The organism is Chitinophaga varians, from assembly GCF_014529945.1.
Classification (GTDB): Bacteria; Bacteroidota; Bacteroidia; order Chitinophagales; family Chitinophagaceae; genus Chitinophaga; species Chitinophaga varians.
The window spans coordinates 168,364-181,877 of sequence record NZ_JACVFB010000005.1 but is presented as its reverse complement, the minus strand read 5'-3'; the positions used below and the strand labels follow the sequence as shown (position 1 = coordinate 181,877).

Genomic DNA, 13,514 nt, shown 5'->3' with positions numbered 1-13,514 from the left:
CAAAGGTGTGATTAAAAGTCAATTTTAGCAAAGCAAATATAGTTTCTATATACACACGGAACCAACACCGTCCGGGCACTGATCTGTTTTCCATACCGTGGCATCCAGGTAAAACCCTTGTCCAGATTGCGCAGGGTAGGCATACGGGTTACTTTTCCACCCGGCGCCAGGCTTACGTCTGTCAGCAGATAACTACGCCGGTCCAGCTCATTGTACAGAAAACGCAGCTCACTGCCGATGTTCACCATCAGGTAAGACAGGTACAGGTCTGCATTATCGTCGTACTGGCTTTTGCGGACAAAGTTGTTCCACTGCATATTGCCTTCTTCATCGAAAGACAAAACGGCCACGTTATCGTAATGATAGCGCACGCCCTGTGAATTGTTCCAGTACCATGGGTTGTAATACAACGGAGAATAAGGAGAGTAATAGTAAGGAGAATAATACATGCCGCCGTAGGGAGCGCCGTACATATAGTTCCAGCGGTTCCACGGCTGATAGCGGGAAGAGGTATAAAATGATTCTGCCGTCAGCAGGAAGCCGCCGTTGGCGGTATTGATGACTTTACGAATGAAGTAATCGTTAAAAGCGCTGGCCGTATTGGATTCGCCGCGGGCATTCATTTTCAGCTCGTTGGAGAACACCACTGATTTTTCGTAGAGCGGCTTATCGTTCTGATAATCGTACTTATACAGGTACATGCCTTCCACATTGCCCCGCTTCTGTTTATAGTAGAAAGCGGTAATCAGGGCGGTATGCCGGTTGTTGTCCAGCTTCATTTTCACTTCATCGAGGAGCTGGCCTTTAAAAGACAGGGGGGAGACCTCAAAACTGTCTACCAGTGCACGTTTCATCACAAAATTACCACTCACCACATAGTCGCGGTTGGAGGTACGTTCCAGTTTATTGAACACCAGATCGCCGTCATTGGTCAGGTTAAAATTGCTGAGGAACTGTTTCCGGCCGGCCATAGGCAGCGACAGGCGGCTGTTATTGACTAGCGTCATGGCGCTGTCGTACAGGAAGGTGTAGAATACGTTGTTATCTTCCTTGTCCTGATTGATTTTATAAACGAGGATACGGCGTTTGTCTTCAGACACCTCCATGGAATACACTTTGTTTTCCTTGGAGTACATGCCGATACGGGTAGAGTCGATCATAACGGGTGCATCATTGAACCGTGCTTCAGGCGTCATGGTGGCGCAGAAGCTGAACACCGCGTCTTTACGCTGGAACTGATAGATCATCAGCACCTTGTCGGGATAGGCCACGAAATCCATGCTGATCACCTTTCTGGGCAGAAAGTCCAGTTTTATCCGGTCTTTCAGTTGCATATCAGCATCATAAACAGACACGGAATAGTCGCCCCGGTCGGTTTTATAGACGAGTATATTGCCACCCACCTTACCTATGATTTCAAATTCGGTACTTTTGTAATCATCTTTTTCTGGTTCGGAATAGGAAATTTTCTGCGCTACTGCTGCGCTGCCGGCGAAGAGCAGCATCAGTAACAGTTGGATGCGGTATAGCGTGTGCATACTCTGATGAAATTTCAATAATGCTGATGATGAAAATGGTAGATGACGCGAACAGTCGCGCCATTTCCAAACTTACATTAAAAATCAGAAATTAATACGGCAATTTACGTGAGGTAAACCGCGTCTTTACTTAAATACCAAAAGGCGGGATTTATTGTGTATTTTTAATAAAATATTTTTAAAGAGATATACCTGATGGAAACCGTTATGATAACCGGTGGAACGGGACTGGTAGGAACGGCACTCACCCGGCTGTTACTGGAGCGTGGCTATAAAGTGATCATCCTCACCAGAAAACCGCAGAAAGGCACCAATACAGCTGTCAGTTATGCCGCCTGGGACGTGGACAATCAAACAATAGATGTTAACGCCCTGCAGGAGGCTGACTATATCGTTCATCTGGCAGGCGCCAACGTAGCGGAAAAACGGTGGACAGCGGCCCGGAAACAGCAGATCCTGGAGAGCCGTACCAAAAGCAGTGAACTGATTGTTAAATCCCTGCAAACCCACCCCAATAAAATCAGAAAAGTGATCAGCGCTTCCGCCACCGGATATTACGGGGAAACGAAAGAGCGCGCCTTCATCGAAACAGACCCGCCGGCAACCGATTTCCTCGGCAGCACCACGCTGGCCTGGGAACAAAGTATTGCGCCGGTGGCAGCACTAGACAAGAAGCTGGTAATTTTTCGTACCGGCATTGCGTTGAGCCGGGAAGGGGGCGCCCTGAAAGAGTTCTACAAACCGCTGAAGTTTGGCTTTGCCACGGTGCTGGGCTCCGGCGACCAGTATATCAGCTGGATCCACATACAGGACCTGGTAAGATTATATTTTAATGCTATTGTGAACGATCACCTGGAGGGCACTTACAACGCTGTAGCGCCACACCCTGTGCGGCATAAAGAGCTGGTGCTCGCCATGGCGCATGCTGCCAAAGGCAACAGTTTCATTACCAGCTATGTGCCGGCCTTTGCCCTGAAGCTGGCATTGGGGGAAATGAGTATTGAAGTATTAAAGAGCGTGAACGCTTCTTCCCGGAAAATACAAAACACCGGGTTTCAGTTCTCCTACCCTACCATCGGCGAAGCGATGGCGCAACTATTCAAATAACCGTATCATCGCTGCTGCTTTGAGCAGGCATTCTTCCCATTCCAGTTCAGGATCACTGTAAAAGGTGACAGCAGAGCCGGTCTGAAAGGACAGGTATTGCCGGGTGTCATTGTAGATGATACTGCGGATCACCACGTTGAAATCAAAATCGCCTTCCGGCGTAATATACCCCACAGCGCCGGAGTAGAGCCCACGGCGGCTTTGCTCATATTCTTCTATCAGCTGCATGACGCGGATTTTGGGAGCACCGGTCATGGAACCCATGGGGAACGTATGTTTCAGGATGTCGGTCAACTGTGTGCCGGGGGCTATTTTCGCCGCCACGGTCGAGATCATCTGATGCACCTGTGCAAAAGAGTAGATACCGCACAGTTCTTTTACGTGTACGCTACCCCGTAAGGCGGTGTGTGACAGGTCGTTGCGTACCAGGTCTACCACCATGATATTTTCCGCTCTTTCTTTGGGGTTGTTGCGCAGCGCTTCCTGCAGCACCTTATCCAGTGCCGGGTCCGGGTCTTTTTTGCTGGTGCCTTTGATCGGTTGGGAGATGACGGTGTCACCTGTTTTCTGCAGATATCTTTCAGGGCTGGAGCTGATGAGGTAGCGGTCGTGCAGGCGGTAGTAAGCCGCAAACGGTGCGGGTGACAAGGCATTCAGCTGCGAGAATAACGCAGGCGGATAAACGCTGGCGTTTTCCATGAAGTTTTCACGGCAGAAGTTCACCTCGTAGCAGTCACCCCGCAGGATATGTGCCTGTATGCCTTTCACGGCGCTGATGTAGCGGTCGTGGTCCAAACGCGCCTGTAGCGCGGTTAGCCGGGGCGCCGCCGGCGCATTAACGGTAACGGGCATACGAATACAGTCCCGGTAAACAGCCAGGGCATCTTCAGCGGAGAAGTGGATACCGCCGATATGGGCGTGGTTGTTTTTCAGGAGGATAACGATCCGGGGCTGAAAGAAATGCATATCGGGGAAACCGGTTCCATCGGGGTTTTCGGAGCGCAGGCCTGGGGCTGTTTCATTTTTGAGGTCGTAGGCCAGGTGTCCGAAGAGCCAGTCGCGATGAGTGGCATAAAATCGTTCCAGCGTGGGGAAGGCGTTACCGGCAGCGGCTTCCAGTGTTTGTAGCGCATCTGCGGCCAGCAGGGCTTCAAAACGATGATAAGCAGCCGGATAGTTATTATTATCCAATAAACAACAAATGTTGAACTGGTTGGCCCAATTCAACATTTGTTGTTTAAATACTTTCTGATCGTTGACCGGAAAAGTGTGAAATATTCTGATACTAATCGCTTTTAATCCTTAAAAATCGTCGTCGTCGTCATCAAAGCGGTCATTGAACAGGTCCATGTCCTTGAATTCGTCGTCGATGCCCAGATCGTCGTCGTCATCGGTTTTCTTGCCACCTGCAGGGCGGCCGCGTTTACCTTTTGACTTAGGCATGTCAAACTCTTCAAAGTCCGGATCATAGTCTTCATCCTCGCCCTTTTCCCACGCGTCGTCCATGTCATCCATATCATCATCATCTTCTTCATCATCCTCATCGTCGTCTTTACGTTTGGATTTGGAAGCTGACTTATCTGATTTCTTTGAGGTTTTCTTGGATGTAGTTTCCTCTTCATCCTCGTCTTCCTCATCATCTTCATCCACCTCTTTCTTAGGCTTGGCCGCAGCTTTAGGAGCGTCTTTTGCAGTCTTAGGAGAAGTAGTTTTTTTCGTCTCTTTCTCTTTATCAGATTTTGATTTCATAATAGGTTCACTTATTTCTTTGCCGTAAAGTTTTAACAGTTTTTTTGATTAGCCAAATTTTTTTTGCCGTTTTTTTTCCTTAATTTTTGTGGTTTAGCGCTCCAGTATCTGATCGCGTCCCGGCCCGTTGGAAACGTATTTCACGGGAACGCCCAGATAGTTATCTACTGCTTCCACAAAAGTTTTCATCTCTGAAGGTAACTCGTTGAACTGCTTGCAGGTAGCAGTCTTTTCGCTCCATCCTTTGAAGGTTTCCCATACCGGTGTCACCTCCAGTCCGTTCAGTTGGAAAGGCAATTGTTTAGTCTGTTGGCCATTGATATCATAGGCTGTGCAGGCGAGTACTTCATCAAATTCATCGAGTACATCGCTTTTGGTCATGACCAGTTGGGTAACGCCGCTCAGCATACAGGTATAGTTCAGGGCTACCAGGTCGATCCAGCCACAACGGCGGGGACGACCGGTTACGGCGCCAAATTCATGTCCGGCTTTACGCAGTTCTTCACCGGTGGCATCATGCAGTTCGGTAGGGAAAGGACCGCTGCCCACGCGGGTGCAATAAGCTTTGGTAACGCCAATCACTTCTTTGATCCATTGCGGAGCAATGCCCAGCCCGGTACATACACCGGCAGAAATAGTGTTGGAAGAAGTAACAAACGGATAAGTACCGAAATCCACGTCCAGCATGCTTCCCTGTGCACCTTCGGCCAATACTTTTTTACCGGCTTTCAGTTTTTCATTCAGGAAATATTCACCACTGACGATATTCATTTTTTTCAGGAAAGGTACCGCCTCAAAGAATTCTTTTTCCCAGGCTTCAATGTCGGCTTCCAGCCCTTCTACCTGGTATTGGGACAGCATCTGCAGGTGTTTCTGCTTCAGCTTTGCGTACAGTGTTTCAAAATCAGCAGAGATCACATCACCCACACGCAGGCCGTTTCTGCCTGTTTTGTCCATATAGGCGGGACCGATGCCTTTCAGCGTAGAACCGATTTTCTCGTTTCCTTTAGAGAGCTCGGAAGCCTTGTCCAGCGCACGGTGCGTAGGAACGATAATGTGCGTTTTTTCCGCGATAAACAGGTTTTTTGTCAGGTCGATGCCCAGTGCAGCGATATCTTCACTTTCTTTTTGGAAAGCTACAGGGTCCAGTACTACGCCATTACCAATCAGGTTAATGGTTTTATCATGGAACACACCGGAAGGAATGGTGCGTAAAACTACTTTCTGACCGTTTACATACAAGGTATGGCCCGCATTTGGTCCACCCTGGAAACGGGCAATCACGTCGTACCTGCCGGCAAAATAGTCCACAATTTTACCTTTGCCTTCGTCGCCCCATTGCAGGCCTAACAAAACGTCTACCATAATGATTTAATTAATTATCGGAGGTTGCTTTTAAAAGAAGTGGCAAAATTACGCTGAAATACCACAAAATCAAATTTCTCTCGCAAAGAGCGCAGAGAAGGGTTGGGATTGGTAAGCCCGCAAAGACCCGCACGATGCGAAACCTGCACACGACAAGTGTTTTGCTCCTGTTGCACGCCAAGGCGCTAAGCAGCAAAGACGCAAAGAAATAAACAAACAAAGCAGCAAAGAAAGTATTAAAAAATATTACACTATCTTCTTTGCTGCTTTGTTGCTTTGCGCCTTGGCGTGCTATAGTTGTGATTCTTCCAGTCGTTGTACTGACTGGATACCATCCAGTTTCTTCAGTCTGTCCACCAGTTCATCCAGCTCCTCCTTATCATGCACATATACCTTGATCAGGCCTTCAAACAGCCCTTCCTTGGATTCGATGCTGAGCGCGGAGATATTGACTTTCAGTTCACCGGAGATGATATTGGTGATTTTATGGATAACACCCACGTCGTCCATACCGATAATCCGCAAACCGGTAAGGAAGGAGATTTCCCTGTTTTTGACCCATTTGGTTTTCACCACACGGTGGCCATAATTGGCCAGCAGCTGGGCGGCATTGGGACAATTGGTACGGTGTATCTTAAGGCCTTCACTGGCGGTAATAAAGCCAAATACGTCGTCGCCGGGGATGGGACGGCAGCAGTTGGCCAGTTTGTAGGCAATCTTATCGGAGCTTTCCCCGAAAATGATCAGTTCCGCGTCTTTTTTATTCGGGATCTGATGCTTCACATGCTCTTCCGGAACATGCTCCGGTTGCTTCACCGGCTTAGGCTGCTCCAGCTTATCACCCAGAAGGCTAAACTGCTTCAGCTCTTTCAGGTCAATATTCTTTACCGCGATCTGGTAATACAGATCCAGCGGGGATGGTTGTTTATAGAACTGTACCAGCTCATTGATATTGTGTTGGCTGGCAGTGACCTTCATATGGTCCAGCTTACGCTCCAGCGCAGCTTTCCCGTCCATGGCCACTTTCCTTTTTTCTTCTTTCAGCGCGTCCTTGATCTTGGACTTGGCTTTGGCAGTGAGCACAAAGTTGAGCCAGTCTTCAGAAGGCTTCTGTTTGTTGGAAGTGATGATCTCTACCTGGTCTCCGCTGCGCAGTTTATGGCTCAGCGGCACCAGTTTATAATTGACCTTGGCGCCAATACACTTGTTGCCCACGGCACTGTGGATCGCATAGGCGAAGTCCAGGGCCGTAGAGTTGACCGGCAATATTTTCAGGTCGCCTTTAGGCGTATACACGTAGATCTCTTCTGTAAAGAGATTGCTTTTAAAATCGGCGAGGAAGTCGAGCGTATTGGAATCCGGGTTACTGAGGATCTCTCTGATCTGCGTGAACCACTGGTCGAATTTAGACTCTTGTTGCGGGTTGGGCGATCCTTCCTTATAACGCCAGTGAGCGGCCACCCCTTTTTCGGCGTAGTCGTTCATGCGTTTGGAGCGTATCTGTACTTCCACCCATTTACCCTGTGGGCCCATTACCGTTACGTGCAGGGCCTCGTAGCCGTTGGATTTCGGGTTGCTGAGCCAGTCGCGCGTACGTTCCGGGCTGGGATGGTAAAAGTCGGTGATGATGGAATATACCTTCCAGCAGTCGGCCTTTTCCTTGTCCAGCGGGGAGTCGAGGATAATGCGGATCGCGAACAGGTCGTACACTTCTTCAAAGGCTACGCCTTTTGTTTTGATCTTGTTGTGGATAGAGTGGATGGACTTCGGTCGACCATAGATCTCGAAGGTAAATCCTTCCTCCTGCAGCACTTCCTTGATCGGCTTGATAAATTCGTTGATATAGCGGGTGCGTTCACGCTTGGTTTCCTTCAGGCGCCGGGCGATTTCACGGTAGGTCTGTTGCTCCGTGTATTTCATGGCCAGGTCTTCCATCTCGGACTTGATGTTGTACAATCCGAGGCGGTGTGCCAGCGGGGCGTAGATAAATACCGTTTCTGAGGCTATTTTCAGCTGTTTTTCCCGGCTCATGCTGTCGAGCGTGCGCATGTTGTGCAACCGGTCGGCCAGCTTGATCAGGATCACCCTGGGGTCATCTGCCAGGGTCAGGAGTATTTTCTTGAAGTTTTCCGCCTGTGCGGTACTGGTATTGGAATCGATGACAGTGGATATCTTGGTAAGGCCGTCCACGATATGGGCGATTTCGTTGCCAAATTCGCGGGATACGTCTTCCAGGGTTACTTCTGTATCTTCCACGGTATCGTGTAACAAGGCGCAGATAGCTGAGCGCACGCCCAGTCCGATTTCTTCCACACATATCTGTGCCACGGCGAGGGGATGCAGGATATAAGGTTCGCCTGATTTACGGCGCATTTCCTTATGGGCATCCGCTGCCATTTCAAAAGCAGTACGTACCAGCTCCCTGTCGCCTTTTTTCAGACGGGGTTTGAGCGCCCTGAGTAAGGCGCGGTAGTGCCGGACGATTTCCTTTTTCTCCTGCTCTTCGTCTAGATTATATTTTTGAACTGCCGCTGTTTCCATTGGGCCTAAAGTTACGATTTAATATAATCTGAAAGAAACAGGGGTCCAAAAGGCGGTAGCTATTGCTTTGCCTGATTAGTGATGGGAATGGTGATCTTTTGCAGAGTAAGGTCTTTAGGGACATTGAGGCGCATGCCTACGTTAAAGATCGTTTCCAGGTTGAGCCGGGGTTCCAGCTTTATCTGCTTACGGATCTTACCGATAAAAACGTCCATGCTACGGCTGGAGGTGACGTCGTCGCGTCCCCAGAGCTTCATGAGCAGTTCGTCTTTTTTGATGATTACATTGGGGCGATTGAAGAAATAGCGCAGCAGTTTGGCTTCTGTGGGGGAAAACGTGGCCACATAGGCTGTCTGGCTATCCCGGGGGTATACTTTCATTTTCCGGTAGTTGAACGTATGGTCGCCCACCACGTGGCCGATCAGCAGTTCATTTTTGGGAGGGCGGGTCCACTTGAGGAAGGCTTTCACTCTCCTTTGCAGCTCCAGGAGGCTGAAAGGTTTTACGATATAGCCATCGGCGCCCAACCGGAATCCGTCCAGCCTGTCGGCATCCATGGTTTTTTCGGCAGAAAGGAAGAAGATGGGCACCAGTGTATTTTTGCTGCGTACGTCCTGGGCCAGCTGGAAACCGTTTTTCCGGGGCATCATAATATCCAGCAGCAGCATATCGTAGCGTTTGCGCTGGAACTCTTCCCACGCGTCCTCACCGTCCATACAGTGCTCTACCTGATAACCGGCGCTCTCCAGGTTTTTTTTGACGATTTCTCCCAGTACCTTATCATCTTCCGCCAGCAAAATCCGGGGGGTCTTATTCACTTGGGTTTGCATGTTCATAGTCAACCTTTTTGGACATATCTACCTATAAAACAAAAAACAGGCTGCCTTGGGTTACCGGCGGCCTGTTTTTATTATTCACTACAAATTAACACTAATTCACATCATTTTCACACTTTTTCCACAGCACTTATGCGAATAGCGACTGCGTGGTTCCAGGCCTGTTGCCGAAGCTTTTCAGGGATATGTACGGTAACAGTGGCCCCTTCGGTTTTCCACACCAGTTTACCGGAAGCCCCCAACAACTGTAAAGATGCCCCTCTGGCTGGTTTCAGCCCTTTAAAAACAATCGTGGCCGGCAACTGCTCCTGCTCATCCAACAGGTAAATAGCATACACGCTGCCGTCCTTTTTCCGGGTGAAACATACTTTCCCGTCTTTATACGGCGCTACGGCACGGGTACCATAAATAGCCGCTCCGTTTATCTTCATCCAGTCGCCGATACCTTTCATAGTGGTATAAGCTTCCTTATGCAGCTCGCCATCCGGGCCAGGACCCACATTCAGCAGGTAGTTGCCTCCCTTTGCCACGATATCCACCAGATTGTGGATAAGCTTACCAACGGGCTTGTATTTGTCGTCCGGCACATAAGACCAGGAATTGGCCATGGTCATACAGGTTTCCCATGGATAAGCCAACGGCTTCTCCGGGATCTGCTGCTCAGGAGTACGGTAGTTTTCATACGGACCATGCACACTGCGGTCAACCACAATCAGCCCCGGCTGGTGACTACGCGCCATCTTCGTAATCCGGCCCATATCGATGTCCTGGTCCTGTGGCAGGGTTTTACTCCACGACAGGGACTCCTTTGTCTGCTGCTTCAAAGGCCTCACCCAGCCGCCATCCAGCCAAAGGATCTCCAGTTTGCCATAACCTGTCATCAGTTCCTCGATCTGGTTATAAGTGTACTGCTTGAACTGATTCCATCTTTCCGGATATTTTTTAACGTCGTAGTTCACATTACGGTCGCGGGGCGGAAAATAATTCCACCAATAAGCATCGGAATGCCAGTCAGGCTTGGAGAAATAAGCCCCGGCGTGGATACCTTCCTTACGGAACGCTTCAAACACCTCTTTCGCGATATTGGCACGGGGATTTTTACTGAAAGCCACGTCCGGTGCGGTCACCCGGTAATCTGTCTGTTTGGTATCGAACATACAGTAGCCATCATGATGTTTGGTGGTGAACACCAGGTATTTCATACCGGCTTCCCTGGCGGCTTTAGCCCACTTCTCCGGAGCAAAGGCTGTAGGATTAAAGGTTTTACCCAACGCCTGGTATTTTTGCAGGTATTCGAAATATGACATCTTGGGATATTTACGCCCAATCCACTCTTCATCTTCCGGACAGATGCTCCAGGACTCTACTACGCCCCACTGGGAATAAGGCCCCCAGTGAATGATCATCCCGAATTTCCAGTCCTGCCACTCGTCCAGTTTCCGGACCACCACCGGATCTGTTTCCGGTACGTACGGCGGTTCTTCCGTTTGTGCATTGGCAGCGCTCACCGCGAGCCATGCACAACCCAATGCCATCCATAATTTTCTCATAGTCAATTTTTATAAGTATCTACCAAAGAGGTAATTGTCAACGCCGCTTTGATCTCCACCGGATTACGTCTGGTGTGTATCCTGACAGTACGGGTTTCACCAGGCAGCAGATCAAAGTAGTTCTCTTCGAACCGCTCATCCGGGGCCGCATTGTTCATCTGCAAATAAACATTCCTGGCGAATTTGTCGGTCCGGATAGTCATCAGCACACTACCGTCCTGTGCTGCCTGTTTTCCGAAAGTGACCGCTATCGCTGGTTTCTCCAGCAACATCTCCTTCGCCGGGGCAAAATAAAAGATATTACGGTTGATAATCTTATCGTCAATTCGCAGTTGTGCGTAGCATATTACCTCAGCAGGATTCCTGCCCTTCAGGATAGTTGCTGTATCTACCGTAAAAATTTGTTTGCTGCTATTGGCAGCTATCTCCACACCTGACAGGGTTTGGTTCCATACCGGATTACCCGCCAGGTCAATGGCTACCAGCTCCACCACCGCCTTGCGGCTATGGGTTTCATCAGAAACAGCCCACACCTTCAGCTGGTTGTTTTCGATAACGCCAGACAACAGCAGCGGGTTAAAAGCGTCTTTCACATAGTACTGCAGCGCTTTCCAGCGACCGTAATAGTCGCGGCCGGACCAGGACGGACCAGGCCAGCAATCATTTAACTGCCAGTACAAAGTACCCATACAATAAGGCATCGCCCTGCGATGTGCTTCAATAGCCACCTTCATGCCTTCCGCCTGTAACACCTGGCTCAGATACACAAAAGACGGGAAGTCCTTCGGCGCCTGATAGTAATGCAGCATGTAAGTACGGATAGCCGTATTGCCTTTGGCAGGGCTCTTCTGGTGTGATTGCATCACGTTGGAATAGATATCATAATCTGCTTTAGTCGCAAAACTATCGATGGTGGCCATTTCAGGGAACGACTGAAAACCGTATTCACTCATGAACCGGGGTATATGCGTGTTAAACGCTTCAAACCATTCCATACCGTGCCATACGCCCCAATAGTGGTTATCCCCTTTGGTAAAATCTTCTTTCTTACCCCAGTTGCTGATAGGGGAAGAATGAAAATAAAAACGTCCCGGGTCATTTTCCTTCACCACAGCTGGCAGTACTGTTTTAAACAACTGATCATATCCCTGTTGCAGGCTGGCCCATTGTGCATCGGTGTAAGCATATCCACTCTGCCAGCCCCAGTTTTTAATGGCTACCGCCACTTCATTATTGCCGCACCACAAAGCCAGCGACGGGTGATGGCGCAACCTTCTGATATTATACGCTGCTTCTGCTTTCACATTGCTCAGGAAAGCCGTGTCAGACGGATACAACGTGCAGGCAAACATAAAGTCCTGCCACACGAGGATACCGTTGGCATCTGCCAGTGAATAAAAAAGATCGTCTTCATAAATACCACCGCCCCATACGCGTACCATGTTAAAATGACTGGTACGCATATCATCAAACAACTGTTTGTAGGTAGATGTGGACACCCTTGGCAGGAAATTATCCTGCGGGATGTAATTGGCTCCTTTCATGAATACCGGGCGGCCATTGACTTTCACGTAAAAACTTTCACCAAGGCTATCGGGTTGATTAACGACCTCTATTGTTCGCAATCCTACCGATTGTTGATCTTTATCGATTGAAACAGTGTTATCCAGCAGTTCGGCCGCCATCGTATAAAGAGTCGGATTTCCTTGTCCGGCTGGCCACCACAGCTGTGGCTGGCGGATCTGCACCGGCACCTGAACGGTGTTGCTGCCTTGTTTCAGCGTTACTTTGGTAGTAGTGACTTTATTGTAGCTCCCGAGTTGGGTAGTCAGTTTGAGGTGGTAAGTGCCGGGAGTTACGGCTTCTATGGTAGTCACCGCGTTGAGCGTGGCGCTGGCGGTGCTCAGTTGCTGCTGTTGCCACCATACGTCGCGAATGGCCGCTTTATTCCATTTCTTCAGCAGCACCGGTTTCCAGATGCCGGACGTCACGAGGCGCGGGCCCCAGTCCCAGCCATAGTGATAGGGCGCTTTACGGGCATAGATGCTCAGTGGAATATCGCTGGCATCATTACCGGCAGGATAAATCACCTGGTCTTTCAGGAATTGCGGCATGTCGTGTTTGATGGGACTGTCAAAGAGGACCCGCACTTCGTTGTCGCCCTCGCGCAGCCAGCGTTTTACATTGACCACCTGTTCCACGAACATATTGGCTGATTGTAATACCAGTTGACCGTTTACGTATACCGACGCATAAGTGTCCAGTCCTTTGAAATCCAGTTCCAGCACGTCATATTGCAGTTCAGCAGCCGACAGCTTCCATTTTCTCCGGTATTGCCAGTCTTTTTTATCGACCCATTGTACCGCCTTTTCGTTGGTACCCACAAACGGGTCGGGTATCAGGTGGTGGGCCAGCAGATCGGTATGTACCGTGCCGGGCACAGTGGCAGGACGCCATACGCCTTCATCCACGCGGGAGAACTCCCATCCTGCAACCAGCGTGTCCGTAACGGTTCCCGCCGCATAAATCGATTTAGTTATGCAGGTCAAAAAAAAGATCGATACCAGCCATCGACCCCATCTCATATATTTCATATCTTGATTTTTCAGCCAGCTCCAAAAATAATATTGATTTCCGATCTTTGATACATGAAACGTTTCTGGCAACAAATATTAAGATACTTCTATATTGGCAAAGGGGACCCTAACGCGCCTAAAACACGTTATGTAGCGATGATGCATGGCATGAACCGCATCTCAATTATTCTTTTTCTGATTGCCCTGATCGTGATGATGGTGAGGCTGATAAGAAGACACTAAACCATTTAC

General features: G+C 49.3%; 10 protein-coding genes. 2 read left to right on the top strand and 8 right to left on the bottom strand.

What is annotated here, in order from left to right; translation table 11 throughout:
* Window positions 1-11: 11 nt before the first annotated feature.
* On the bottom strand, window positions 12-1,538 hold the full coding sequence (locus tag ICL55_RS24240; protein ID WP_188102324.1) for a hypothetical protein: 1,527 nt from the start codon (window positions 1,536-1,538) through the stop codon (window positions 12-14).
* A gap of 195 nt (window positions 1,539-1,733) precedes the next feature.
* On the opposite strand from ICL55_RS24240, the gene ICL55_RS24235 reads away from it, so the two are divergent.
* Window positions 1,734-2,645: a TIGR01777 family oxidoreductase gene (locus ICL55_RS24235; protein ID WP_188102322.1), complete on the top strand. Its 912-nt coding sequence runs from the start codon at window positions 1,734-1,736 to the stop codon at window positions 2,643-2,645.
* Here ICL55_RS24235 and ICL55_RS24230 read toward each other — a convergent pair.
* The 7 genes from ICL55_RS24230 to ICL55_RS24200 all read right to left on the bottom strand — a co-directional run bounded on the left by ICL55_RS24230 (window position 2,634) and on the right by ICL55_RS24200 (window position 13,235).
* Complete coding sequence (locus ICL55_RS24230; protein ID WP_188102320.1) at window positions 2,634-3,875, bottom strand: anthranilate synthase component I family protein; 1,242 nt, start codon at window positions 3,873-3,875, stop codon at window positions 2,634-2,636. The two genes, ICL55_RS24235 and ICL55_RS24230, sit on opposite strands and share 12 nt — an antisense overlap.
* A gap of 72 nt (window positions 3,876-3,947) precedes the next feature.
* Window positions 3,948-4,394: a hypothetical protein gene (locus ICL55_RS24225; protein ID WP_188102318.1), complete on the bottom strand. Its 447-nt coding sequence runs from the start codon at window positions 4,392-4,394 to the stop codon at window positions 3,948-3,950.
* 93 nt (window positions 4,395-4,487) lie between these two features.
* Window positions 4,488-5,759, bottom strand: a complete 1,272-nt coding sequence (locus ICL55_RS24220; RefSeq protein ID WP_188102316.1) for an adenylosuccinate synthase — start codon at window positions 5,757-5,759, stop codon at window positions 4,488-4,490.
* Window positions 5,760-6,050: 291 nt separating this feature from the next.
* On the bottom strand, window positions 6,051-8,300 hold the full coding sequence (locus ICL55_RS24215) for a RelA/SpoT family protein (RefSeq protein ID WP_188102314.1): 2,250 nt from the start codon (window positions 8,298-8,300) through the stop codon (window positions 6,051-6,053).
* Window positions 8,301-8,359: 59 nt separating this feature from the next.
* Window positions 8,360-9,136: a response regulator transcription factor gene (locus tag ICL55_RS24210; RefSeq protein ID WP_188102312.1), complete on the bottom strand. Its 777-nt coding sequence runs from the start codon at window positions 9,134-9,136 to the stop codon at window positions 8,360-8,362.
* A 110-nt stretch (window positions 9,137-9,246) separates the two neighbouring features.
* Complete coding sequence (locus tag ICL55_RS24205; protein WP_188102310.1) at window positions 9,247-10,686, bottom strand: alpha-L-fucosidase; 1,440 nt, start codon at window positions 10,684-10,686, stop codon at window positions 9,247-9,249.
* A 2-nt stretch (window positions 10,687-10,688) separates the two neighbouring features.
* Entirely contained in the window at window positions 10,689-13,235 is a 2,547-nt protein-coding gene (locus tag ICL55_RS24200) for a beta-mannosidase (protein WP_246496544.1), read from the bottom strand.
* A 99-nt stretch (window positions 13,236-13,334) separates the two neighbouring features.
* Between ICL55_RS24200 and ICL55_RS24195 the strand changes: the two genes are divergently transcribed.
* Window positions 13,335-13,505 (top strand): DUF6728 family protein, encoded by a 171-nt coding sequence (locus ICL55_RS24195; protein WP_188102307.1) that lies wholly within the window; start codon window positions 13,335-13,337, stop codon window positions 13,503-13,505.
* Window positions 13,506-13,514: the final 9 nt, after the last annotated feature.